The organism is Niveibacterium umoris, from assembly GCF_014197015.1.
GTDB lineage: Bacteria > Pseudomonadota > Gammaproteobacteria > Burkholderiales > Rhodocyclaceae > Niveibacterium > Niveibacterium umoris.
Genome location: NZ_JACIET010000002.1, coordinates 576,854 through 600,872, shown reverse-complemented (window position 1 = coordinate 600,872; position 24,019 = coordinate 576,854). Strand labels below are relative to the sequence as shown.

General features: G+C 65.3%; 24 protein-coding genes. 16 read left to right on the top strand and 8 right to left on the bottom strand.

Annotated elements, in window-relative coordinates:
- Nucleotides 1–19 precede the first annotated feature (19 nt).
- From yidC to GGR36_RS14725, 11 genes are all read left to right on the top strand, one after another.
- Nucleotides 20–1,672 (top strand): membrane protein insertase YidC, encoded by a 1,653-nt coding sequence (yidC, locus tag GGR36_RS14775; RefSeq protein ID WP_183635549.1) that lies wholly within the window; start codon nucleotides 20–22, stop codon nucleotides 1,670–1,672.
- Nucleotides 1,647–3,005, top strand: coding sequence for a tRNA uridine-5-carboxymethylaminomethyl(34) synthesis GTPase MnmE (mnmE, locus tag GGR36_RS14770; protein ID WP_183635547.1), 1,359 nt, complete (start codon nucleotides 1,647–1,649; stop codon nucleotides 3,003–3,005). Before yidC ends, mnmE begins: the two co-directional genes overlap by 26 nt.
- Before the next feature lie 6 nt (nucleotides 3,006–3,011).
- Nucleotides 3,012–3,356 carry a hypothetical protein gene (locus tag GGR36_RS14765; protein ID WP_183635545.1) on the top strand — a complete coding sequence of 115 codons (345 nt, stop codon included), beginning with the start codon at nucleotides 3,012–3,014 and terminating at the stop codon, nucleotides 3,354–3,356.
- 39 nt (nucleotides 3,357–3,395) lie between these two features.
- Nucleotides 3,396–4,154, top strand: coding sequence for a sulfite exporter TauE/SafE family protein (locus GGR36_RS14760; protein WP_183635543.1), 759 nt, complete (start codon nucleotides 3,396–3,398; stop codon nucleotides 4,152–4,154).
- A 125-nt stretch (nucleotides 4,155–4,279) separates the two neighbouring features.
- The gene (gene mnmG, locus GGR36_RS14755) at nucleotides 4,280–6,175 is read left to right on the top strand and encodes a tRNA uridine-5-carboxymethylaminomethyl(34) synthesis enzyme MnmG (protein ID WP_183635542.1); all 1,896 of its coding nucleotides are present in this window, start codon (nucleotides 4,280–4,282) and stop codon (nucleotides 6,173–6,175) included.
- Nucleotides 6,172–6,798 carry a 16S rRNA (guanine(527)-N(7))-methyltransferase RsmG gene (gene rsmG, locus GGR36_RS14750; protein WP_183635540.1) on the top strand — a complete coding sequence of 209 codons (627 nt, stop codon included), beginning with the start codon at nucleotides 6,172–6,174 and terminating at the stop codon, nucleotides 6,796–6,798. The genes mnmG and rsmG overlap by 4 nt, the downstream gene beginning before the upstream one ends.
- Complete coding sequence (locus GGR36_RS14745; protein WP_183635538.1) at nucleotides 6,798–7,568, top strand: ParA family protein; 771 nt, start codon at nucleotides 6,798–6,800, stop codon at nucleotides 7,566–7,568. Before rsmG ends, GGR36_RS14745 begins: the two co-directional genes overlap by 1 nt.
- An 8-nt stretch (nucleotides 7,569–7,576) precedes the next feature.
- Nucleotides 7,577–8,380, top strand: coding sequence for a GNAT family N-acetyltransferase (locus GGR36_RS14740; protein ID WP_183635536.1), 804 nt, complete (start codon nucleotides 7,577–7,579; stop codon nucleotides 8,378–8,380).
- 50 nt (nucleotides 8,381–8,430) lie between these two features.
- Entirely contained in the window at nucleotides 8,431–9,276 is an 846-nt protein-coding gene (locus GGR36_RS14735; protein WP_183637138.1) for a ParB/RepB/Spo0J family partition protein, read from the top strand.
- A 139-nt stretch (nucleotides 9,277–9,415) separates the two neighbouring features.
- A complete protein-coding gene (locus GGR36_RS14730; RefSeq protein ID WP_183635534.1) occupies nucleotides 9,416–10,537 on the top strand; it encodes an HD-GYP domain-containing protein in 1,122 nt (373 codons plus the stop codon).
- Nucleotides 10,518–11,300, top strand: coding sequence for a substrate-binding periplasmic protein (locus GGR36_RS14725; RefSeq protein ID WP_183635533.1), 783 nt, complete (start codon nucleotides 10,518–10,520; stop codon nucleotides 11,298–11,300). Before GGR36_RS14730 ends, GGR36_RS14725 begins: the two co-directional genes overlap by 20 nt.
- A gap of 11 nt (nucleotides 11,301–11,311) precedes the next feature.
- Here GGR36_RS14725 and GGR36_RS14720 read toward each other — a convergent pair whose 3' ends face one another.
- Both GGR36_RS14720 and GGR36_RS14715 read right to left on the bottom strand, forming a co-directional pair.
- A complete protein-coding gene (locus GGR36_RS14720) occupies nucleotides 11,312–12,616 on the bottom strand; it encodes an ATP-binding protein (RefSeq protein WP_183635531.1) in 1,305 nt (434 codons plus the stop codon).
- Nucleotides 12,613–13,269 carry a response regulator gene (locus tag GGR36_RS14715; protein ID WP_183635529.1) on the bottom strand — a complete coding sequence of 219 codons (657 nt, stop codon included), beginning with the start codon at nucleotides 13,267–13,269 and terminating at the stop codon, nucleotides 12,613–12,615. Before GGR36_RS14715 ends, GGR36_RS14720 begins: the two co-directional genes overlap by 4 nt.
- 388 nt (nucleotides 13,270–13,657) lie before the next feature.
- Here GGR36_RS14715 and GGR36_RS14705 point away from each other — a divergent pair, with 388 nt between their 5' ends.
- The 3 genes from GGR36_RS14705 to GGR36_RS14695 are packed head-to-tail and all read left to right on the top strand — an operon-like array spanning nucleotide 13,658 to nucleotide 15,914.
- Nucleotides 13,658–14,800 carry a pyridoxal-phosphate-dependent aminotransferase family protein gene (locus GGR36_RS14705; protein ID WP_207064451.1) on the top strand — a complete coding sequence of 381 codons (1,143 nt, stop codon included), beginning with the start codon at nucleotides 13,658–13,660 and terminating at the stop codon, nucleotides 14,798–14,800.
- Nucleotides 14,801–14,802: 2 nt separating this feature from the next.
- On the top strand, nucleotides 14,803–15,321 hold the full coding sequence (locus tag GGR36_RS14700; RefSeq protein WP_183635525.1) for a hypothetical protein: 519 nt from the start codon (nucleotides 14,803–14,805) through the stop codon (nucleotides 15,319–15,321).
- Nucleotides 15,322–15,380: 59 nt separating this feature from the next.
- Nucleotides 15,381–15,914 carry a hypothetical protein gene (locus tag GGR36_RS14695; protein ID WP_183635523.1) on the top strand — a complete coding sequence of 178 codons (534 nt, stop codon included), beginning with the start codon at nucleotides 15,381–15,383 and terminating at the stop codon, nucleotides 15,912–15,914.
- Nucleotides 15,915–15,932: 18 nt separating this feature from the next.
- On the opposite strand, the gene GGR36_RS14690 is transcribed toward GGR36_RS14695, so the two are convergent.
- Nucleotides 15,933–17,492, bottom strand: a complete 1,560-nt coding sequence (locus GGR36_RS14690) for a phospholipase D family protein (protein WP_183635521.1) — start codon at nucleotides 17,490–17,492, stop codon at nucleotides 15,933–15,935.
- A complete protein-coding gene (locus GGR36_RS14685) occupies nucleotides 17,480–18,193 on the bottom strand; it encodes a DUF3047 domain-containing protein (protein ID WP_183635518.1) in 714 nt (237 codons plus the stop codon). The genes GGR36_RS14690 and GGR36_RS14685 overlap by 13 nt, the downstream gene beginning before the upstream one ends.
- A gap of 181 nt (nucleotides 18,194–18,374) precedes the next feature.
- Between GGR36_RS14685 and GGR36_RS14680 the strand changes: the two genes are divergently transcribed.
- A complete protein-coding gene (locus GGR36_RS14680) occupies nucleotides 18,375–18,803 on the top strand; it encodes a hypothetical protein (RefSeq protein WP_183635516.1) in 429 nt (142 codons plus the stop codon).
- A 59-nt stretch (nucleotides 18,804–18,862) separates the two neighbouring features.
- Here the strand turns inward: GGR36_RS14680 and GGR36_RS14675 are convergent, their stop codons facing one another.
- The 4 genes from GGR36_RS14675 to GGR36_RS14660 form a co-directional block, all read right to left on the bottom strand.
- Nucleotides 18,863–20,014, bottom strand: coding sequence for a glycoside hydrolase family 5 protein (locus tag GGR36_RS14675; protein WP_183635515.1), 1,152 nt, complete (start codon nucleotides 20,012–20,014; stop codon nucleotides 18,863–18,865).
- Between the two features lie 227 nt (nucleotides 20,015–20,241).
- Nucleotides 20,242–20,592: an amine oxidase gene (locus GGR36_RS14670; protein ID WP_207064450.1), complete on the bottom strand. Its 351-nt coding sequence runs from the start codon at nucleotides 20,590–20,592 to the stop codon at nucleotides 20,242–20,244.
- Between the two features lie 132 nt (nucleotides 20,593–20,724).
- A complete protein-coding gene (locus GGR36_RS14665; protein ID WP_183635514.1) occupies nucleotides 20,725–21,084 on the bottom strand; it encodes a 50S ribosome-binding protein YggL in 360 nt (119 codons plus the stop codon).
- Nucleotides 21,085–21,334: 250 nt separating this feature from the next.
- The gene (locus GGR36_RS14660) at nucleotides 21,335–23,248 is read right to left on the bottom strand and encodes an ATP-binding cassette domain-containing protein (RefSeq protein WP_183635509.1); all 1,914 of its coding nucleotides are present in this window, start codon (nucleotides 23,246–23,248) and stop codon (nucleotides 21,335–21,337) included.
- Here GGR36_RS14660 and GGR36_RS14655 point away from each other — a divergent pair.
- Nucleotides 23,208–24,008 carry a hypothetical protein gene (locus GGR36_RS14655; RefSeq protein WP_183635502.1) on the top strand — a complete coding sequence of 267 codons (801 nt, stop codon included), beginning with the start codon at nucleotides 23,208–23,210 and terminating at the stop codon, nucleotides 24,006–24,008. The two genes, GGR36_RS14660 and GGR36_RS14655, sit on opposite strands and share 41 nt — an antisense overlap.
- The last annotated feature ends 11 nt before the right edge of the window (nucleotides 24,009–24,019 follow it).

Sequence of the window (24,019 nt, the reverse complement as noted above, 5' to 3'; positions counted from 1 at the left end):
CCAGAAACGACTGATTCCGATGGATAACCGCCGCCTGATCCTGTTGGTGATCTTCAGCATGTCGCTCGTCATGCTGTGGGATGCCTGGCAGAAGCATAACCAGCCAAAAGCACTTGCCACCGCGAATGCGACGCAATCGGCAACGCCTACGCCAACGCAGTCGGCGCCCGGCACTTCACCGGACAAGCCCGCGATGGCGCCAGCGGCGGTGAGCGCTGCAGAGCGTGCAAAAGCGCCCCGGCTCACGGTGGATACCGATATGGTTCATGCCGAGGTGTCGGCACTGGGTGGTGACATCGTACGTTTGGAACTCAAGAAGCACGGTGCGAACAATGCACCCGACAAGCCGTTCGTGTTGTTCGACGATGGCAGGGTTCATACCTACCTTGCGCAGAGCGGCCTGATTGGTGCCGGCTTGCCTAATCACAAGACCTTGTTCAGCCTCTCGCAGGCCAAGGTGGTGCTGAAGGATGGCGAGGAAGCGGTGTCCGTCCGGCTGCAAGCGCCAGAGCATGATGGGGTCAAGATCACGAAGGTGCTCACTTTTCATCGTGGCAGCTATGTGATTGATGTTGGTTACGAGATCGATAATGGTGGTGTGAGCGCGCTTGGTGGTCACGCCTATTATCAGCTGACACGTGACAACAAGGAGGCTGAGAGCACCGCCGGGTTCTTTGGTGGTGCGCAGACCTACACCGGCCCGGCTTTCTACGCCGACGCTGAGAAATACACCAAGATTTCGTTCAAGGAAATCGAGAAGAAGGAAGCCAAGCTGCCGAAGCCCGCATCGGACGGCTGGGTGGCGATGGTGCAACACTACTTCGTATCGGCCTACGCGCCAAAAGCGGGGCAGCGCGAGTTCTTCACGGATGAATTGGGCGGAGGTCTCTTTACCGCTGGGGTGATTCAACCTCTGGCGGTGATCGCGGCGGGTCAAAAGGCTACGGTTTCTGTTCCGCTGTATGTAGGCCCGCAGGAGCAGGAAAAGCTCAGCGCGCTCGCGCCAGGCTTGGACCGCGTGGTCGACTATGGTCGTCTCGCAATCATCGCCGAGCCGATCTTCTGGTGCCTTTCTTGGCTGCACAAGCTCGTCGGTAACTGGGGCTGGGCAATCATTGCGCTCACAGTCCTGATCAAGCTCGCGTTTTTCCCGCTTTCCGCAGCGTCCTACAAGTCCATGGCGAAAATGAAGACGATCATGCCTCGCATGAAGCGGATTCAGGAGCAGTACAAGGACGACCGGATGAAGATGAACCAGGAGATGATGGAGTTGTACAAGAAGGAGAAGGTCAACCCGATGGGTGGGTGCTGGCCGATGCTGATCCAGATGCCGGTGTTCATTGCGCTGTACTGGGTGCTGCTGGGTGCGGTCGAGATGCGCCAAGCGCCGTGGCTCGGGTGGATTACCGATCTTTCCTTGAAGGATCCGTTCTTCGTGCTGCCCATCATCATGGGTGTCACCAGCCTGATCCAGATGAAGCTTTCGCCGTCGTCGCCGGATCCGGTGCAGCAGAAAGTGATGATGTTCATGCCGATCTTCTTTACGGTGATGATGGCGTGGTTCCCGTCCGGTCTGGTGCTGTACTGGGTGGTGAACAACATGTTGTCGATCGGTCAGCAGTGGTACATCACACGGATGTTTGGCGGTGACGCGAAGCCCGCGAACAGCTGACACGATAGCGGCGATCGCTACCGCGCCAGGGCGCGGTGGCATCGGAGTCGTCCGTGTTTCAGGGTCTGGGCTGGCGCGTATCGCGCTGGCGCTGACGGGGCGGAATCCGGAAGCTCGGGTCGCGCAGCTGTCGAAGTTCCTGGATGGAGAAGGCCGGCCAATCGATGCCGGCCTTTTGCTTTTTTTCCCTGGCCCGCGCTCCTACACCGGGGAGGATGTGCTGGAACTGCAAGGGCACGGCGGACCGGTGGTGATGCGTCTGTTGCTGGCACGGTGTCTGGAGTTGGGTGCCCGGCTGGCGCGTCCCGGTGAGTTCACCGAGCGTGCGTTTCTGAACGACAAGCTGGATCTGGCGCAGGCAGAGGCTGTCGCGGATCTGATCGATGCCGATACTTCGGCCGCCGCCCGCTCGGCGCTGCGCTCGCTGGATGGCGAGTTCTCGCGACAGGTGCACGGCTGGCGCGACAAACTCGTTGATCTGAGGATGCTGGTTGAAGCCACTCTGGATTTCCCAGAGGAAGAAATCGACTTCCTGAAAGCGGCGCGGGCGTTCGAACGCCTGGATGTGCTCGGCACGGATCTCGATGCACTGCTGGCGAAGGCCAAGCAAGGTAGCCTGTTGCGCAGTGGTCTCCACGTGGTGCTCGCCGGGCAGCCCAATGTGGGTAAGTCGAGTCTGCTGAACAGGCTGTCGGGTCAGGACCGGGCCATCGTGACCGACGTGGCGGGTACGACCCGCGATGTGTTGCGCGAGACGATCCAGATTGAGGGGATTCCCTTGCACATCGTCGACACGGCGGGGCTGCGAGAGACTGATGACTCGGTGGAACGAATCGGGATCGCGCGCACTTGGAATGAGATTTCGCGTGCCGACGTTGTCGTCCGGCTGGTGGATGCGCGTCAGGGTATTACGGCTGGCGATCACGAGATCGATGCGCGATTGCCGGGCGGGGTTCCGGTGATATGGGTCTTCAACAAAGTCGATTTGTTAGGAACGCCTGCGAATCGCGTGGACGTAGGCGATGGGGTCGAGGTTCACTTGTCGGCTGCAAGCGGGGAGGGCGTCGACCTGCTTCGTGCAGAGTTGCTGCGCGTCGCTGGCTGGGAGGCCCACGGAGAAGAGGTCTTCCTCGCGCGTGATCGGCATCTGGAAGCACTGCGCAGCGCGCGCGATTGCGTCGCTGAGGCGCTGGTTCAAGCGCATGCTGGTGCACTTGAATTGATGGCCGAAGAGCTGCGCCTTGCGCAAGAGGCGGTTAATCGGATTACCGGCGAGTTTGGCGCAGATGATTTGCTCGGTGTGATCTTCTCTCGTTTCTGTATTGGAAAGTGACGGTGTATGAGCGAGTTTGACTTGAAGTACTACGACTCAGAGGCCGGGCAACTCGCGCTGGAGATCGAGCGCAAGCTGGTGATTCTCGGCATCGATTGGAACAGCGAGTCCGGGTTGCGGGCGCTCGCGCGAGATGTTCTCGGCGTGAACAACGGCGGACACGCGATCGGTAGCGGCGCTGAGTTTTCACGTGATCAGGCGAGTGAAGAGTTGTACGGACTGATTGCTCTGATGAACAAGTTGATGGCCGAGGCAGCCGGCAAGGGTGTGGAGGTTCACGGCAACGACGTTTGGAAGGCAATTGCCCGAGCCTTGTGGGCCGAGAAGGAAGTGCGGGATACGAGTGTCTGAGTGCCAGTGTTCCACGTGGAACATTTGATTGGAGTTTGAATGGAGTGGTTGCTGCTCGGGTTTGCTGCCTTCATCGCCGGTCTTGTTGATGCAGTAGTGGGAGGCGGGGGTCTGATTCAGATTCCTGCACTGCTGGCGGCGTTTCCCGGTGTTGCCATCCCAATACTCTTTGGAACGAACAAGGTCTCGTCGGTCGCAGGCACATTGAGCGCATGCGTGAGGTATGCACGAACGGTTCCGATTCCGTGGACGGTAGCGGGGTGGGCAGCTGCAGCAGCGCTCGCTGGCGCCTGGTTTGGGGCGCAAGCGGTTTCACTGCTTCCGAAGGAAGTGATGAAGCCTTTCGTTCTGGTACTTCTTGTATTGGTAGGCGGCTACACCTTCACGAAGAAGGACTTTGGCCGGCTTGAACGTCATCCCCTTCGAACAGGCTTGGTTGTCCCCGCTGCATTGCTAACTGGAGCGGGTATTGGTTTCTATGACGGTTTCTTCGGCCCGGGTACCGGTAGCTTTCTGATTTTCATTTTTGTGCGTTGGTTCGGCTTCGACTTTCTGAAGGCCTCGGTCTCGGCGAAGGTAGTCAACGTCGCGACAAATCTTGCGGCGATCGCGTCGTTCGGCCTGTCCGACGGCATCCTTTGGCGCGTGGGTGCGCTGATGGCCGTGGCGAATCTCTGTGGTGCACAGGTCGGTAGCCACCTCGCACTCAAGCATGGAAACGGGTTCGTGCGCTGGCTGTTTCTCTTCGTTGTGTCGATGCTCGTGGCGAAACTGGGCTGGGATTTGGTTCACTCGTAATGTTCCACGTGGAACACATGTCGTCATGGCCCGATGACCATGCCGCAGCGCGCAGCTAGGTTTTTTCTCCGCCACCCCGTATCATTCCGCCCCTTCCCCCGAACCGGATCTTCCCGGAGAGCAAGATGCTGTACCCCACCCGTTTTGATGTCATCGTTGTTGGCGGCGGTCACGCCGGCACAGAAGCCGCCCTCGCCGCTGCCCGCATGGGCTGCATGACGCTCCTGCTGACCCACAACATCGAGACACTCGGGCAGATGAGTTGCAACCCGTCGATCGGCGGGATCGGCAAGGGACATCTCGTCAAGGAAGTAGATGCCTTGGGCGGTGCCATGGCCGAGGCCACTGACGAGGGTGGCATCCAGTTCCGAATCCTCAATGCGAGTAAGGGGCCGGCGGTGCGTGCCACCCGCGCGCAGGCCGATCGCGTGCTCTACAAGGCCGCTATCCGTCATCGCCTGGAAAACCAGCCCAACTTGACCCTCTTCCAGCAGGCGGTCGACGACATCACTGTTGAAGGTGATCGCGTCACCGGCGTCGTCACCCAGATCGGTCTGCGCTTCGAGGCGCCAACCGTCGTCCTCACCGCCGGTACCTTTCTGAACGGTCTCGTTCACGTGGGTCTGGAGCATTACACCGCGGGCCGTGCCGGGGACCCGGCAGCGGTGACGCTGTCGCACCGCCTGCGGGACCTGAAGCTTCCGGTCGGCCGACTCAAGACTGGCACCCCACCGCGCATCGACGGGAAGTCCATCGACTTTTCGCAGATGGAAGAACAACCCGGTGATGATCCGGTCCCGGTCTTCAGCTTCCTCGGTAATGCCGGGCAGCATCCGAAGCAGTTGCCGTGCTGGATCACCCGAACCAACGAACGCACGCACGAGATCATCCGCGCCAATCTTGATCGCTCGCCGATGTACACCGGCGTCATCGAGGGGGTAGGGCCGCGTTACTGCCCGTCGATCGAAGACAAGATCCATCGCTTTGCCGACAAGGATGGCCATAACGTCTTCCTTGAACCCGAGGGCCTCACGACCCACGAGTTCTACCCCAACGGGATCTCGACCTCGCTGCCTTTTGATGTGCAACTCGCGATCGTGCGTTCGATCCGCGGCATGGAAAACGCCCACATCCTGCGCCCCGGTTACGCCATCGAATACGACTACTTCGATCCGCGTAACCTCAAGGCAAGCCTTGAAACCAAGTCGATCGCCGGGCTCTTCTTTGCTGGCCAGATCAACGGTACGACCGGCTACGAGGAGGCGGCGGCGCAGGGCTTGCTCGCCGGCGCCAATGCGGCGCTTCTGGCGCTGGGGCGCGACGCGTGGTGCCCGGCACGCGGCGAAGCCTATCTCGGGGTGCTGGTGGACGACCTGATCACCCGCGGCGTCGCCGAACCGTACCGGATGTTCACTTCACGTGCGGAATACCGCCTTTCGCTGCGTGAAGACAACGCCGATTTGCGACTCACCGAAGCCGGCCGTAGACTCGGCCTGGTATCGGACCTGCGCTGGGATGCCTTCTGTCGCAAGCGTGACGCGATCGAGGCAGAAGCCGCCCGCTTGCGCGCCACCTGGGCGGTGCCGCACAAACTCGCCGAGGGCGAAGCCGAGAAGCTGCTCGGGCAGCCGCTCGAGCGCGAGGCCCGATTCTTCGACCTGCTACGCCGCCCCGGCATCCGGTACGAGGCGTTGATGGCGCTGTCGACCGCGCCGGCAGATCCGGTCCTGGATCCGCAGGCCATCGAGCAGATTGAAATCTCCGCCAAATACCAGGGCTATATCGACCGCCAGCAGGACGAGGTCGAACGCCAAGCCGCGCAAGAGCATACGGCCTTGCCTGCAGACATCGACTACGCCGAGGTTCGCGGCTTGTCGAACGAGGTACGCCAGAAACTGGCGCTCCACAAACCCGAAACCATCGGACAGGCGAGCCGCATCCAGGGTGTTACCCCTGCGGCCATCTCGCTTCTGCTGATTCACCTCAAGAAGATCCAGAACCTTCGCAACGCCGCCGCATGAACGCCGAAACGCTCCTCAACCAAGGGCTCGCTGAGCTCGGCATCGACCTGCCCGCCGACGCGCGCACCAAGCTGCTCGACTACGCCGCGCTGATCGCCAAATGGAACAAGGTCTATAACCTCACCGCGATCCGCAACGCGGACGAGATTGTCACGCTGCATCTGCTCGACTCGCTTACCGTGCTGCCCCATGTGGAGGTCGATCGCATTGCTGACATCGGTGCCGGCGCCGGCTTGCCGGGCATCGTTCTGGCGATCGCGCGCCCCGATCTGCAGGTCCACACCGTCGACACCGTGCAGAAAAAGGTTACCTTCATGCGCCAGGCCAAGATCGACCTCGGCCTGAAGAATCTCGAATCCCATCACGTCCGGGTCGAGCACTGGCAAGCGGAAACCCGTTTTCCGGCGGTCATTTCACGTGCCTTTTCCGACATGGCGGACTTCGTCAGGCTCACCGAACACCTCGTCGCTGATTCGGGTCACTGGCTGGCCATGAAGGGCGTGTATCCTCACGAGGAAATCGCGCAACTGCCGCCTGCCGTGCGGCTGCGTGAAGCGATTGCCCTGCGGCTGCCCGGTGCAGCCGATACCCACCGACATTTGATCGTTCTCGAGCGAAGCTGATGGCCCGCATCTTTGCAGTCGCCAACCAGAAGGGTGGCGTCGGAAAAACCACTACTACCGTCAACCTCGCGGCCGCCCTGGCGGCGCATGACCAACGCGTGCTGCTGGTCGACCTCGACCCGCAGGGCAATGCCACGATGGGCTCTGGCGTCGACAAGCGCAGCCTCGGCAGCTCGGTGTATCACCTGCTGGTCGGGTTGAAGACGCTGCCGGAAGTGCGCGCGCGATCGGAAAACGGCGGCTACGACGTGCTGCCCGCCAACCGCGACCTCGCTGGCGCCGAAGTGGAAATGGTCGATCTCGACAACCGCGAGAACCGTCTGCGCGATGCGCTGCGGACCGTCGACGCCGACTACGACTTCGTGCTGGTCGATTGTCCGCCCTCGCTGTCGATGCTGACCCTCAACGGGCTCTGCTCGGCGCATGGCGTGATCATCCCGATGCAGTGCGAGTACTACGCGCTGGAAGGCCTGTCGGATCTTGTGAATACCATCAAGCAGGTGCACGCCAAGCTCAATCGCGACCTGAAGATCATCGGTCTGCTGCGGGTCATGTTCGATCCGCGCAGCACGCTGTCGCAGCAGGTATCGGCCCAGCTCGAAAGCCACTTCGGCGACAAGGTGTTCAAGGCGGTGATTCCGCGCAACGTGCGCCTCGCGGAAGCACCCAGCCACGGCCTGCCCGGCGTGGTCTTCGACAAGGCTGCCAAGGGCTCGCAGGCCTACCTCGCTTTTGCCGCCGAGATGATCGAGCGGATCCAGTCGCTCTGATCGACTCGATGGGCGCGCCGCTCGACCCCCGTTCGGTACCCGCGGCGTTGCGCGACGCGTGCGATCCGCTTGCAGCCTGCGCCGAAGACGCCGGGCTCAACGCCACGCATGTATCGGAACAGGCCCTCGTGGCTGGCTGGCTGGTGCGCTTCGCCAACAGTCGCGCCAAACGTGCGCGCAGCGTCAACGCCATAGGCGTCGGAACCGCGCTGTCGTTCGCCGAGCGGCTCCAGCGCGTCGACGCGCTCTACGCGGCGGCGGCTTTGCCGACCACGTTTCGCATTACGCCGTTCTCGCAGCCTGCAGGTCTTGATGACATGCTCGCCGAACAGGGCTTTCTCGCCTTCGAAGAGTCCCGCGTCATGACGCGCTCGCTGGACGCGCTGCCGGCGCGTATCGATGGGTCAGCGCCCATTCATGCAGTCGATGCGCGCGAATTCGCCGAGACCGCCGGGCACCTGTATGGCGACGCCCCGGCGCGCATCGCTGTCGATGTGGCGCGCGCACTGGCGTTTCCGGCCCGTGGGCTGCGCCTGCTGCTGGGCGAGCGCGACGCGCCCCTCGCCGTCGGCTGCATCCTCTTCGACGGCCGCATGGCGGGCGTTTATGGCCTGCACACCCGCGCTGATGTGCGTGGCAGGGGGTACGGGGCCCGCCTGCTCCTCGAACTGCTCCACGGGGCCGCAAATGCCGGCGCAGCACATGCGTGCCTGCAGGTCGGCGCGGCCAATGATCCAGCCCGCGCACTCTACCGGCGCACCGGCTTTGGCGATCGCTACGCCTACTGGTACCGCGCCCGCGAAATCGAATGACCGGTGCGCTTGGCGGCGCACCCCGAATCACCACTTCAGAAAGCATGAACATGGTCAAGAAACCCAAAGGTCTCGGACGCGGGCTCGAAGCCCTGCTCGGCGCGGACCATCAGGCCGAGGACAAGGGACGCCTCGACACCCTGGCAATCGACGACCTGCAGCCCGGCAAGTATCAGCCGCGTACCCGCATGGATGCCGGCAGCCTCGAAGAGCTTGCGGCGTCGATCCGCGCACAGGGCGTCATGTCGCCGATCCTGGTGCGGCCGATCGGCGGTGGGCGGCACGAGATCATCGCCGGTGAGCGACGCTGGCGTGCTTCGCGCATCGCCGAATTGAGCGAAGTGCCGGTGCTGATCCGGGACATCCCGGACGAAGCCGCACTGGCGATGTCCCTGATCGAGAACATCCAGCGCGAGAACCTCAACCCGCTCGAAGAGGCGCAGGGCATCCAGCGTCTGATCGACGAGTTCGGCATGACGCACCAGCAAGCCGCCGATGCGGTCGGGCGCTCACGTCCGGCCACCTCGAACCTGCTGCGGCTGCTGGCGCTGCCCGAGCCGGTGCGCGAGCTGCTGATGGCCGGCGACATCGAGATGGGCCATGCCCGTGCGCTGCTGGCGCTGGATGGCGCGCAGCAGATCCTGCTCGCCAATCAGGTTGTCGCCCGCAGGCTGTCGGTGCGTGAAACCGAGAAGGCGGTACAGCAGGCGCAGAAGCCCCAGGCTGAAACACAGCCCAAAGTCGTCAACCGCGATGTCGCTCGGCTCGAGGAAGACCTCGCCGACAAGCTCGGTGCGATGGTCAGAATCAGCACCAACAAGAAGGGCGCTGGCAAGCTCGTGATCGAGTTTGGCAGCCTCGATCAGCTCGACGGCATCCTCGGCCATATCGCCTGACCCTTTTGCTGCAGGGCACAGGGCCGCCTGCGGGCGGCCTTGCTCATTGCGGTGAGCAATTCAACGGAAGCTCAAGCATTGCCAGATTCGGCCGTAGTAACTGCGACATGAGTCCTTCTGCCGAGCCACGGAGCATTCCTTGAAGTTACTGCAGTTGCTCGCCGATCACGTCAAGGTGGGTGTACCCCTGTTGTGGAACGTCCGCGACCGGGACCGCAACCTGCTGCTCAGTCGCGGCAACGTCGTGCAGAGCGAGGCACAGCTGCAGGCACTGCTGGCACGCGGCATGTATGTCGACGAAGTCGAGTACCGCAGCCAGCGCGCCGCTTCGGAAAAGCCCAAACCGCAGGCCTTCGATCCGATCTGGCTGTGGTCGGACCTGCAGACAAAGCTTTCGCTGCTGATGCGCGAGAACTCGGCGGACCCCGAGTTTCTCGACAAGCTCGGTCAGCTCTCGATGCTGATGCAGCTCCTGATCGAGCGCGACGCCGATGTCGGCATTTTCGTGATGATGCAGGCGGATGCCGTGAAGTACGCGGTATCGCACTCGGTGCATACCGCGGTGATCGCCGAACTCATCGCAAAAAAGGTCGGCGCGAGTGACGATGAGCGACGCACCATCATCAACGCCGCGCTGACGATGAACCTTGGCATGTTCGAACTGCAGGCGATCCTCGCGGCGCAGGCAACGCCGCCCACGGACCAGCAACGCGCGGCAATCCGCGCCCACCCGGCGCGCAGCGTCGCGATCTTGCAGCAAGCCGGGCTCAAGGACGTGGACTGGCTACGCGCGGTCGCCGAACACCACGAGACACCTGATGGCAAGGGCTATCCGCGCGGCATCAAGGACATCAGCGTGGCGGCCGAACTGATCCGCCATGCCGACGTGTTCGCCGCCAAGATCAGCCCGCGGGCCACGCGCAGCGCGCTGCCGCCCAATCGCGCAGCGCGCGAATCCTTCCTCTCGATGGGCGGGCAGGAAAACCCGATGGCGGCCCTGCTGGTCAAGGAAGTCGGCATCTTTCCGCCGGGTGCCTTCGTGCGTCTGGCCAACGGTGAAGTCGCCATCGTGCTGCGGCGTGGCCAGCTCGCGAGCACCCCGACCGTCTTCAGCGTCACCAACAGCAATGGCGTGCCCTACATCGAGCCGGTCAGGCGCGACACTGCCCGCAAGGATTTCACCATCGACAGCATCGTGCCGCGCCAGAGCGTGATGGTGCGGGTCAATCCTTCCCGACTGTATGGATACGACAAGGGTTAAGGCTTCGCCAGGTACGACCAGCGGGCGTGCGCGGCGCACGCTGTGCCGCGCTGTGGCTGCCGCTGCCCTGTTGCTGGCGGGCCTTGCGCATGGCGCCGACGATGCGCTTGTCGTGTTCGGTGACGATAACTACCCGCCCATCATCTGGGCCGAAAACGGCGAACCGCGCGGGGAATTGCCCCGCATCCTGTCCGAGGTCGAAGCGCTGCTCGGCAAGCGTTTCACGCTGCAACAGTCTCCATGGCGGCGCGCCTACGAGAGTGCGCTCGCCGGCAAGGGCGGCGTGATTGGCGTATCCCTGACCAGTGAGCGCCAGAAGCTGTTCGATTTCTCCGACCCGATCTATGACGACAACATCAACGTGATCGTACTTCGCGGCCATGAGTTCGCTTTCCGTGCACTGGAGGATCTGAACGGCAAGAAACTCGGAGGCCAGCTCGGCGCCAGCTATGGCGAAGCCTTCGACACGGCGCTGCAGAACCGCAGCCTTGTCGTGGATCGCGATACCAGTCAGATCCAGCGGCTTCGCAAACTCCTTGCCGGGCGCATCGACGCCGCACTGATCGGAAACGGGCACGCCGGCCTTGACGCGACGATCGCCGCTGACCCGGAACTGCTGCGCAATCGCGATCGCTTTGTCGCGCTCGAACGCCCGCTGGCGATCGACCGTCTCTACCTCGCCTTTCCGAAGTCAATGCAGGCGGGCGAGCTGCTGCAACAATTCAACGCCGCACTCCACCGATTGCCGCGCTCCAAGCGCTGATCAGACGCGGCCTAGGCCGCAAGCGGCCACACCACGCGAACCCGCAGCCCGCCCTCGGCGCGGTTTTCCAGCCGCACCTGCGCACCGTGCCGTTCAGCCACATTCTTGACGATCGCAAGACCGAGGCCGGTACCCGGCTGGTCTGCGCCGGCCAGGCGGCGGAAGCGTTCGAACACCCGTTCATGTTCCTCCGGGGGAATGCCCGGCCCGCTGTCTTCGACGCAGAGCGCCACTTCCGACGCGGTCGCCGCAACCGAGACATCCACCTGCCCGCCGGCCGGCGTGTAGCGCACCGCGTTGTCGATCAGGTTGTTGATCAGCATCCGCAACTCGCTCTCGCTGCCCTGCACCGTGGCCTCGGCACTCTCGCCGAGGCCCAGATCGATGTGCCGCGCTTCGGCCAGCGCCGAGAGGCCGACCACGCCGTCGCGTGCCAGCGTGTCGAGGCGCACCGGCGCCACGCCCGGCAGGTGATCCGGGTCGAGCCGCGCCAGCGCCAGCAATTGCTCCACCAGATGGGCGGCGCGGGTGCAACTCGCTTCGATGTTGGCGATGGCGCGATCCCGCTCCTGCGCGGTCTCGGCACGTTGTGCCAGTTGTGCGTAGAGGCGGATCGCGGTCACCGGCGTGCGCAGCTCGTGCGCTGCATCGGCGATGAAGCGTCGCTGGCCGTCCAGCACGGCCCCGATGCGTTCGAGCAAGTGGTTCAGCGTGCCCACCAGCGGCAGCAGTTCGCGCGGCGACTGCTCGGTCGGTAGCGGGTTGAGCGAGGCCGGGTCGCGTGTGCTGAGCGCTGCCCGCAGGTCAGACAGCGGCGCAAGCGCGCGACTCACGCGCAAGCCCAGAATCACCGTCAGCAACAGCGTCAGCCCGGCCAGCACCGTCAGCAAGGGCAGGGAAATGCGCTCGAACAATTCGCGCCGCGCACCGGATTCGCGTGCCACCAGAATCGTCTGCCCCTGGTAAGTGCGCACGAAACCGTGCCAACTACGGTCGTCGTAATGAAAGTCCACCTCGCCCGACTTTGCAGGCCGAGGTGCAGCGGGCGAATGGCTTGTGTACAGCAGCTTGCCGCTTGCGCCCCACACCTGGCTCAGGAAGTCGCCGGGCTGGTCTTCCTCATCGCTGTTCTGTCGCTCGATCCCGTGGCGCGCGACCGCGTCGGCGATCTGCGACAGCTCAAGATAACGCAGGGCGTCGAAGGAACGCACCGCCAGCGTGTAGGCCGCCATCACCGCGACCGATCCGAGCAGCAGCATCGCGCCGAGCTGCCAGCCCAGCACCGTGATGCGGATCGAAGGGCGGCGCACGCTCACGCGACGACCTTGTAGCCCACGCCGCGCACGTTGCGGATGCGGTCCGCGCCGAGCTTCTTGCGCAAGTTGTGCAGATGCACTTCGAGCGCGTTCGACGAGGGCTCTTCACCCCAGCCGAAGAGGCGGTCTTCCAGCGTTTCGCGCGACAGCACGGCACCCGGCTTCTCGAGCAGGATTTCGAGCAGCGAAAGCTCGCGGGCCGACAGCGTCACCGCCTCGCCTTCGAGCTTGACGGTGCGCGCCTCGGTATCGAAGGCAATTGCGCCGCAGGTGATCACCCGCTGGGTGCGGCCGCTGTTGCGGCGGATCAGCGCGCGCAGCCGCGCCACCAGTTCATCCAGATCGAAGGGCTTGGTCAGGTAGTCGTCGGCACCGGCGTTGAGGCCGGCAACGCGGTCCTGCACCGCATCGCGCGCGGTCACGACGATCACCGGCAAGCGGTTGTCCTGGCCGCGCAGGCGGTTGAGCAGGGCCATGCCGTCGATCTTCGGCAGCCCGAGGTCCAGCACTGCCGCGGCGTATTCATTCGCCTCGATGGCGAGCTCGGCGGCGCGGCCGTCGCGCACCCAGTCCACCGTGAAACCCGCGCCCAGCAACCCGAGCCGGGCCGCGTCACCGACCATCGGATCGTCTTCCACCAACAGCACCCGCATGCCCGCGTTCTCCACAATTCCTGTACGAATCCTGGATTATCAACCAGGCGCGGCCTGGAAAAAAAAGAGCCCCGGCGTGCCGAGGCTCAACTCTCCACATCAGCCGCACAGGCAGCCGGACGTGTCACTTCATCACCACCGCGACAGCAACACCCGCGACGGCGAAAACACCCTGCAGACAACTCGGCAAGCCGTCACCGCACGATCCATACCTGAGGGCGGAACCGTGATCGGCAAGCGCGCTTGCGTCCTTGGTTCATGATGCGCACTTCCGGGCGCCACAGGCTTAAGCGAAACTTAAGACTTGCCCGGGTAAGCCCGGCTTGACCACCGGCCGTGCGCCCACCACCATCCCCCGCACCTTCCTCGAACCACCGGAGACCGTTTCATGGACCGCAGCGCACCGCAGATCACCTCTTTCCACCCGCCGCGTCGCGTGCTGATGGGCCCTGGCCCGAGCGATGTACCGGCGCGTGTGCTGCAGGCGATGGCGCTGCCCACGGTGGGCCACCTTGACCCGGCCTTCAGCGGCATGATGGAAGAGCTCAAGACCCTGCTGCGCTGGGCCTTCCAGACGAAGAACGAACTGACTTTCCCGGTCTCCGCGCCCGGTTCGGTCGGCATGGAAACCTGTTTCGTGAACCTGGTCGAGCCGGGCGACACCGTGATCGTGTGCGTCAACGGCGTGTTCGGCGGCCGTCAGGCCGAGAACGTGCGCCGCTGCGGCGGCACGCCGGTGATCGTGGAAGACGAGTGGGGCGCGCCGGTCGACCCGGACAAGGTGCGCAAGGCCTTTCAGGCCCATCCGCAGGCGCGCATCCTCGCCTTCGTGCATGCCGAAACCTCGACCGGCGCCTTGTCGGACGCCGCCACGCTGGCGCAGATCGCGCGCGAGCACGATGCGCTGACGATCATGGACTGCGTCACCTCGCTTGGCGGCGTGCCGGTGCTGCTCGACGAATGGGGCATCGACGCCGCTTACTCGGGCAGCCAGAAGTGTCTTTCCAGCACGCCGGGCCTCTCGCCGGTGAGCTTTGGCGAGCGCGCGGTGGCCAAGCTCAAGGCGCGCAAGCACCCGGTGCAGAGCTGGTTCCAGGATCTGAACCTGGTGCTCGGTTACTGGTCCGGCGCCGGCAAGCGCACCTACCACCACACCGCGCCGGTGAACCCGCTCTACGGCCTGCACGAATCGCTGGTGATGCTGGCCGAAGAGGGGCTGGAAGCCTCCTGGGCGCGCCACCGTGCGATGCACGAGATGCTGCGCGACAGCCTCGCAACCATGGGTATCGAATTCGTCGTGCGCCCTGACGCACGGCTGCCGCAACTCAACGCGGTACGCATTCCGGCCGGGGTCGATGACGCCGCCGTGCGCGCCGCGCTGCTCAGCGACTACGGGCTGGAGATCGGTGCGGGCCTCGGCGCGCTGGCCGGAAAGGTATGGCGGATCGGCGTGATGGGCTACGGCGCACGGGTCGAGAACATCCGCCTGTGCACGGCCGCGCTGCGCGACGTGCTGGGTCGTCAAGGATAACGATGGCTCGCTTTGCGCCGCGCGGCATTGCGGGTCTGCTGCTTGCCACGCTGCTGCCCGCTTGCACGCTCGGCGATGTATTCGCGACGTGGGGCGTGCTGCACTATGCAATCGATCAGCAGTGCGACGCCTCCGATCGTTTCGACGCCCGCGCGCGTCGCCAGCCGCCGCTTGGCGAGGGCATGGCGCGCCTGGTCGTGTTCCGACCGGCAACCATCGTCTCGTCGGGTTTGCGACCGGATCTGGCCCTTGACGGGCGCAAGCTGGGCGCCCTCGACGCCGGCCGCGTGATGGTGGCCGAATTGCCTGCGGGCGAACACCGCCTCGACGGCAGTGGCGACGCCAAACATGCGCTCGTGCTTGTGCTGACCGCGGGCGAGACTCGGGTGGTGCAGGCAACCCCGCAAACGGGCTGGTGGAACGGCTGGCTGCTTCTGACTGCGCTTACGCCAGAGCAAGCCGCCGGTCAGCTTGGTACGCTCTGCGCGCATCCAATGCCGACGATGGACACCCGACAATGATTCCTGGTTGCCCTTCTGTTCGCGTGCTGTGCCGGTGTTTCTGGGCCGCGAGCCTGGGTTTGTGTACCCTGCTGCCGGTTGCCTGCAGCAACGGTCAGCCCGAACTGGCGCAGGCGATCGAGGGTTGCCGCCGTGGCGTGCGTTTCGACGCGAAGCAGCGCAGCGCGCTCGACTCCACCAAGGCCTTCGTGGCCTGCGTCGACAGCCATGCCGGCAAGGACGGCCAGCGCCTCTTCGCCGAGAAGCGCGCAATCTTCGATGCGCTGCCCCATCACCCCTGCGAGTACGTCGGCATCTGGGCGGCGACGCGCAGCGAACAGCACTACCGGATGGTGCTGGACGAGGACGGCAGCTTCCGCGGCCAGGCCTACTCCGACACGCGGCAGGTGACGAGCGGCATGACCGGGTCGTGGGGTGTGGCGGGGCAGCGCATCGTGTGGATGTACGACACCGGCCTGACCTGGCCGCCCGACATCAATACGATCCGCCCAATCGGCAAGAACGCCTTCGAGCTGGACGAAGTCGACGGCAGCACCACCCGCTACGATCTGCTGGACCGCAGCCCGTTCGAACGGTGCGCGCCGCCCTCCTGAGCCGCACGCACGCTACGCTCAGAGCTGCGATTCGATTGGCAGCAGGCCGAGGAACCACACGCCCAGACGCCGCAGGACCCCGGTCTCCGGTTCCTCGGTCAGCGTGCGGCTGCCCTCGGCGCCTTGCTCGATCCACACCAGCCGCTGGCGCCCCGTCTCGTCAGCGACCAGCGCGAGGCGCCATGCGACCTTGTCGATGCCGCGTTCCAGTCCGCTGGCGATGGTCTCCGCCAAGTCGGCGCTTTCGCACAGCAGGCCGATCTCGGTGTTGAGCTGAACCGAACGTGCATCGAGGTTGAGCGAGCCGATGAAAACCGTGCGCCGGTCGAAGACGAAGGTCTTGGCGTGCAGCGACGCGCGCGACGCGCCCAGCAGCGTCTTTTTCTTGTCCTTCGCAGCCTCGATTGCACCCGGCTTGAGCTCGTAGAGCCGCACGCCGGCTTCGAGCAGCGCCTCGCGATAGCGTTTGTAGCCCGAATGCACCGCGCCGACGTCGCTCGCCGCGAGCGAGTTGGTCAGGATGGTGACCTTCACGCCCCGGTCGGTGAGCTTGCGGAACCAGGCAACGCCCGCCTCGCCGGGGATGAAGTAGGGCGACACCACCAGCAGTTCGGTGCCCACCGTGTCGCCGATATTGCCGAACTGGCTCAGCAGGGTGGCTTCGGTTTGCCCGGGTGCGCGCTGGATCTTGTCCGGTTCGTCGTAGAGCAGGCGGGCACCGCCGGTGAACCAGCGGCCGTCCGGGTCCGCACGAACGCGCGCGACCACCGCGGCCAGATCGCGCACATAGGGGCTGTCGCGTTCGGCGGCCACGAAGGCGTCGAGCACTGTACGCAGGCGTGCCAGTGCCGTTGCGTTGCCCGCAGCACCGGCGATTGCCGCGATCGGCAGCGAAGCCTGCGCGTTCCAGAAGCGGTCGAAGCTCGCCGACACCTCGGGCACCACCGGGCCGAGGGTCAGCACGTCGAGGTCGCCAAAGGCGACGTCGCTGCCGGCGTCGAAATACTCGTCGCCGATGTTGCGGCCACCCAGGATCGCGGCCTGGTTGTCGGCGACGAAGGCCTTGTTGTGCATCCGGCGGTTGGTGCGTTCGAAATCTGCCGCCATGCCCAGCATGCGGAAGCGCCGGTTGGCGACAGGATTGAAGAGGCGGATCTCGATGTTCGGGTGCGCGTCGAGCGCCAGCAGCACGTCGTCGTCGGCGCCGCTGCCCACATCGTCGAGCAGGACACGCACCCGCACACCGCGGTCGGCCGCATCGAGCAGCGCATGCGCAAGGTGACGACCGGTCAGGTCGTCACGCCAGATGTAGTACTGCAGGTCGAGGCTGCGCTCGGCGATCTGCGTGAGCGCGAGGCGGGCGAGCAGGGCGTCGACGCCGTCGGGCAAGGGACGGAAGGCATTGCGGCCCGCAAGGGCGCTGGTCAGTTTGGCCGAGGCCTGGCCCAGTCGTGTCGCGGCGGTGTCGGTCGGTGCATGGGATGCCTCGCGCGCGACGTCGACCGGCAGCGTGGCGCAGCCACCCAGGCCCAGCGCAAGGGCCACAAGCGCGGCGCGCAGGGCAATCAGCGGGCGCATTCGATCGCGATGTCCGCGTAGTCGCCGGCCGCCTTGGCGCCGGTGTTGTCGGTGTCGCTCATCACCGCAATGCCGAGCACCGGCCCCGGCGCGCTGCCCCAGGCGCGGCGGTAGTCGGCGGCGACGTCGCGCGCCACCGCCTGCCACTGCCCCAGGCTGCCCGGCGCCAGCGTGATCAGCTTGACCTGGCTGGTGTGGGCCGAGGCCACCACCATGTCGTCGGGCACCTTGTCGCTCCAGGTGTACATCAGCACCGCGTAGGGCACGTCCTTGCCGAGCAGCGTTTTCGCGCGCTTGAAGCGCTTCTGCTCTTCCTCGGGCAGCGATGCGTGGTCGCCGTCGAAGGCCACGATCACCCGCAGCGGTGCGTCTTCTTTCTTCTTGTCGCGGCTGTCGGCGCCGGGCACGGGGGCGTCCGTCTTCCAGCGCCAGCGCAGCACCGGTGGCGCGGCGATTGGCGTGTTGAAGGCCATTGCGTAGAACGAGGCTGATCCGTCGGCGGCGGCGTGCAGTACCTTACTCCCGCCCTCATCGGCCAGGGTGTAACGGGTGTCTCGCTTGGTCTTCGACAGCGGGCGGTGCGCCCAGCCGGGCTGGTCGAAGCCAAGCTTGCGCGGTGAGCAGGGGGCGTCGGCCTGCGCTTGTGCGCTCAGCACCCCGAACACTATGGCGATCGTGACGACACGGACAGCGGCGGACATGGCAGCTCCAGGTGACGACGGGTGATCATCATCTTGCACCCGAAGTGGCACTCGCGCATGTCTGCGCCTCAGCATGCCGTGAGCGTCGTCAAAGCCGGTGTCGGTTAGACTGTTGCAACGCGGCGCGGGGGATGCGCCGCCTGACAATAACGGAGACATGGCTTTCATGAGAGCAGAACAATTGCGCGCCGCGCTGTTGGCGGTTGCGCTGTCGGGGGGCGTTGCATACGCCGCGGCGCCGGCTTCGGTGTGGCAGTTTGGGACCAGCACTTTTGCGCTGTACGGCGTTGATCAACTCTCCGAAAAGGGCGAAGCCTGCATCAACAACGAGCTGACCCTCGTGCTGCGGCAGATGATCAACGAGAAACTCAAGCCGGCCGGCGAGCCGCTCAACATCAACCATCCCATGGTCACCGGGGTGATGAATGGCACCAGCGTCAAGATCGTGCCCATCACCGGTGGACGTACCGAGTACTGGCTGCCAGTGAAGCCCGGCGCGCAATCGGTGATCGTCCGCCGCTACGGCATGAGCTTTGAGGGCGTGACCCTCGTCGACCGGGCGACTCTGCCGGATCTTTCCGCCTGTCTCGCGCTTGACGCAAAACGCTGAGCCCCCGGGGCATATCGTCGAAGGCCATCCGCAGGATGGCCTTTTGTCTTTTCGAGCGCCTAATCGCGTTGCCTTAGCTTGGCGCCGAACAGGTCGATCAGCGCCTGATTCGCGTTCGCCGGATCGATCGGCTTGCCGTAACCGTAGTACAGCGCGAAATGGTCTTCGTGGTAGCTGTGCCAGGTCCATGGCAGATCCGCCGCTTCAGCCAGATCGACCATGTCCGCTGCCCATGCCAGACCGTTGCGCTTGGCCTCGAAGGCCGCGCGGATCAGCCCGAACTCGCCCAGATAGAGCGGCACGTCGTGACGCCGTCCCCAGTCGAGATAGCGCTGCAGGCCGCGGCTGATCTCACCGCGCCGTTGCGGCCCCCACTGTCCGCCTTCGACATGTGCCATGTTGGCCCAGGGCGCATGGGTGTGCGTGAAGGCGAAGGGCTCGTAGAAGTGAAAGGTGTAGACCAGGTTGGGGTCGTCAATGGTGACGAAGTTCATCTCCGCGTCGTTGTCCCACTTGCCGGCGACACTGTTCACCCGCTCCACGATCACCGTGTGCCGGGCATCCACCTCGCGGATCGCACGGGCGGTGCGTTGCGCGAGGCGCTGCCATTCCAGCTTGCTGCGTGGCACCACCGGTTCGTTGAGGAGGTCGTAGCCGGCGATCACCGGCTCGTTCGCGTAGCGCGCCGCGATCGCCCGCCACATCGCGACGAAGCGCTCCTGATTGGCCGGCTGTGACCACAGCGCGACGCCCGCGCCGAGCGACTGGAAGCCCCCCTGCGGTACATGCATGTTCAGGATCAGGTACACCCCGTGCGCTCGTGCCCAGGCCAGGTTGCGGTCCAGCCAGGCCCAGCCCTCGTCCTTGTAGCGGAAGGGCGCAGCGTCGTCTTCCAGCGTGCCGTAGTAGAGGTAGAAGCGGACGAGATTCATGCCCATCGCGCGCAGCCGAGCGTAGTCGGCCTCGCCGTGGTGCGCCGTTGGCAGCGGGTTCTTCGAATAGACCTCGTTGCCGAAGGCGACGCCACGCAGCCGCACCGGCGTGCCAGCCTCATCCACCCATTGCGTACCGGCCGCATGCAGGAAGCGGTACGGACCGGTCGTTTCAGCCGCCGCGCGCTTGAGCGACGGCGCGGCGGGCGGTGGGTAGTCCAGGGTGCCGGCGCAGGCTGACACGGCGAGCAGCAGCAGGGCGGTAAACAGGCGAGGCATGATCCGAACGCTCGAATGCGAAAGGCAGATCTTCCCGCCTCCCTGCAAGCGAGCAAAGCGCTCCGTCACCGATTTGCCGCGTTGGGTCAGTACTTGCCGGTAGCGAACGCGCGCGCGGCAGCATGGATGCTTCCCGCCAGGGACATGGTTCCGGAAGCATCGCGTCAAAGCACAACGGGCCGGAACCCTTGCGGATTCCGGCCCGTTCGACGCTCAGGGCGATCGGCTTACTTCTTCGGCGCTTCGGTCTTCGCGGCGTCGGCCTTGACCGGTGCTGCGACCGGCGCAGTCTTGGTTGCCTTGACCTTGTGCGTCTTCGCCTTCTTTGACGGTGCCGGCGCGGCGGTCTTGGTGGTCGCAGGCGCTGCGCTGGCCTCAGCTGGCTTGGCCGGCGTGGTGGCCTCGACCTTCGTTGTGGCCTTGACCGGTTCCGCGGTCTTCGGTGCGACCTTCGCCGGTTCGGCGGCCTTCACTGCGGGCGTTGCAGCCGGCGCAGCCGGGGTGGTCGTCGCAGCGTCGGCAGCAAACACGCCGGCAGCGAAAGTCAGGGCAGACAGGGTCACGATCAGCTTTTTCATGGTCTTTCTCCGGTTGTTTGGTTTGTTCGGCGACTCGTCATCGAGTGCACGACTGCATTCTGCAAACCCCCGGCTTAAGCCTTGATTAGCCATCCTTAAGCGCGAATTAAGCGCGGCCTGCCCCGGCTGCGGTCAGCGCCAGGCGTCGAACATCGGGCCGACTTCGGTGCTGGCCACTTCTGGCCGCGCCTTGAGCCAGCCCTCAACTGCGCTGCGGTTTTCTTCGCTTGGCGAGCCGCGGTCGCGCGAGGCGACGCTGCCGAAGATCGCACCGTGTTCTTCCAGGCGCGCCATGCCGCCAACGATCGGGCCGGCCTCGCCCACAAAGCGGCCGAACTCGGCGGAAAAGTGCGCGAAGTCGCCGGCTGACAGCGGCGTGTGCGTCGCCAGCCGGAACGCGAAGACGAACTCCTGGAATTCGCCGACACGGATCTTCTTGCGCTGGCGGCGGTTCATTCCACGGATGCGGGTTCGGGTATTGGCGAGGGGCATGGCAGATCCTTTGCGTTGACGCGGCAGAGCCCGGGCGCGCCGGTGGGCGTGCAGGGCAGGTAGTGCGGGATGGCGCATCGGCGGGCCGGGTAGGCCGCGCCGGAGGGCAATCGGTGTCCGAGCGGGAACCGTACTGAGGAGGGCCGGTGACGGCGCGGCGCGGGGACCGGCAATCAGCGAACGGCCTCTGAGCGATCGTTGCTGCGGCCGGCATTATCGCCCGGATTGGCGGGCGCAGGGGCTGCCGCGATCAGACTTCGCCGATTTCTTCCAGCTCGGTATGGATCTCGAGCCAGCGCAGTTCGCCGTCGTCGATCAGCGTCGTCAGCTCGCCCTGGCGTTTAAGCAGGGTCTGGATCTGCGCGTTGTCGGTGCTGCCGTTGTAGAGCGCGGGGTCTGAGAGGCGCGCGTCGAGCAGCTTCTTCTCGCCGTTCCAGCCTTCCATCTTGCGTTCGAGTTGCTCGAGCTCCTTCACCAGCGGGCGGCGGCGGGCGATCTTGGCTTGCCGCTCGGCCTTCTCGTCGGCACGGGCCTGCAGGCGCTCGGCCTTGTCCTGCACGGCAACCTGGCAAACGTTGGCGGCGGCGGTGCGGGCGCGGCGCGCTTCGAGCCACACGAGGTAGTCGTCGAGATCACCGTCGAAGGGCTCGACCTTGCCGTCGGCGACCAGCAGGAAGGCGTCGCACACCGTGCGCAGCAGCGCGCGGTCGTGCGAGACCAGCACCATGCTGCCTTCGTACTCGGCGAGCGCCTTGGTCAGCGCATGGCGCATTTCAAGGTCGAGGTGGTTGGTCGGTTCGTCCAGCAGCATCAGGTTGGGCTGGCCGCGCACCAGCAGCGCCAGCGCGAGGCGCGCCTTCTCGCCACCCGAGAAGGGCCCGATCGGCGTATCGGCCATCGTGCCGCGGAAGTCGAATCCGCCAAGGTAATTGCGCAAGTCCTGCTCGCGTGTCTGCGGCTCGCGGCGAATGAAGTGGGCGAGCGGCGATTCGTCCTCGCGCAACTGTTCGAGTTGATGCTGCGCGAAGTAGCCGACCGCGAGGCCGCGCGCTTCGGTGCGGGTGCCGCCGAGCGGCGAAGTGTCGCCGGCGAGCAGCCGGATCAGGGTGGATTTGCCGGCGCCGTTCGGCCCCAGCAGGCCAATGCGCATGCCGGGCCGCAGCGTCAGCTTCACATGTTCCAGCACGCGCTTGTCGCTGTAGCCGGCGGCGATGTCGTCGAGCACCAGCATCGGGTCCGGCGCGCGTTCGGGCGCCGGGATCGTGAAATCGAAGGGCGTGTCGACGTGCGCGGCGGCGATGCGCTCCATCCGATCGAGCGCCTTGATCCGGCTTTGCGCCTGGCGCGCCTTGGTGGCCTTGGCGCGGAAGCGGCTGATGTAGCTTTCCAGGTGCGCGACCTCGCGTTGCTGGCGCTCGAACATCGACTGCTGTTGCGCCAGCTGCGCCGCCTTCTGGCCCTCGAAGTCGCTGTAGTTGCCGGTGTAGAGCGTCAGCCGCTGGTCGGCCAGATACAGCACATGGTCCACCGTGCCGTCGAGGAAGTCGCGGTCGTGCGAGATCAGCACCAGCGTGCCGCGATAACCGGCCAGCCATTTTTCCAGCCACACCACGGCATCCAGGTCGAGGTGGTTGGTCGGCTCGTCGAGCAGCAGCAGGTCGGAGCGGCACATCAGCGCTTGCGCGAGGTTCAGGCGCATGCGCCAGCCACCCGAAAAGCTCGCTACCGGGCGTTCGATCTCGTTCGGCAGGAAGCCGAGGCCATCGAGCAGCGCGGCCGCGCGGGCGCGGGCGCCGTAGGCGTCGATCTCGAGCAGGCGGGCGTGGATCTCACCGATGCGGTGGCCGTCGTGCTTCTCCTCCGCGACCTTGAGCTCGGCTTCAAGCCGGCGCAGCTCGGCGTCGCCATCCAGCGCGTACTCGATCGCGGCCTGGTCCAGTGCCGGGGTTTCCTGCGCCACATGCGCGATCGTCCAGGTCGCCGGCATCTCCAGGTCGCCGGTGTCGGCATGCAGCAGGCCGCGCAGGGCCGCGAACAGCGTCGACTTGCCGCTGCCGTTGGCGCCGACCAGGCCGATTCGCCAGCCAGGGTGGATCTGCAGGCTGGCGCCGTCGATCAGGCGCTTGGCGCCGCGGGCGATGACGAGGTTGCGGAAGAGGATCATGAGGCAGGCCGGGGCAGCGAAAACCCGCAATTGTAACGGCGCGGCGCAGCGCGAAATCGGCTATCGTTCTCTCTCCCTAGTCCACATGCTTGCTGCCTTGCGCCTCGTTTCTTCCGTTTTGTTGCTGTGTCTGTTCGCCAGCGCGCCGGCGCACGCCGATGACAGCTGGGCCGTCCGAAATCAGGCCGACCTTGAGCAGGCGCGCAGCCTGCGCGATCAGGCCGCTGCCGAGAGCGCGCAGATCGAACACGATCGCGTCGTCGGCGAAGCGGAGTGCGCCAGCAAAATCCTCGTCAACCGCTGTCGTGATCGCCTCAACGACGCGCTGGTGGAACGCAGCAAGGCCCTGCGTGACAAGGAGGTCGCGGCCGGCAAGCTGGAGCGGGCGGTGAAGGCGCGCGAGGTGGCGGCACGGGAGGCAGAGCGCGAGTCGGGTCAGGCCGAACGTGACCGCGTGCGGTCGGAGGATGCCGAGCAGAACCGCAAAGACGACGCCAAGCGCCGTCAGGAAATCGCCAACAAACAAGCGGAGCACAATCGCCAGCTGGCGGATGGCCCGGCGCGCGCGCAGACCGAACTCAGCAAGCGTGCTGCCAAGGACGCCGAACTGGCGCAGAAGCGCGCGCACGCGGCCGAAGCTGCCGCCAAGCGCGCTGCGCAGGCGCGCGCCGACAAGGAAGCCTACGAACGCAAGCGCGCCGAGTACGCGGCCAAGCACCCGGCTGCGGCGGCACAATCCGCTGCGCAAGCCGCGCCCTGATCCTCGGCCGG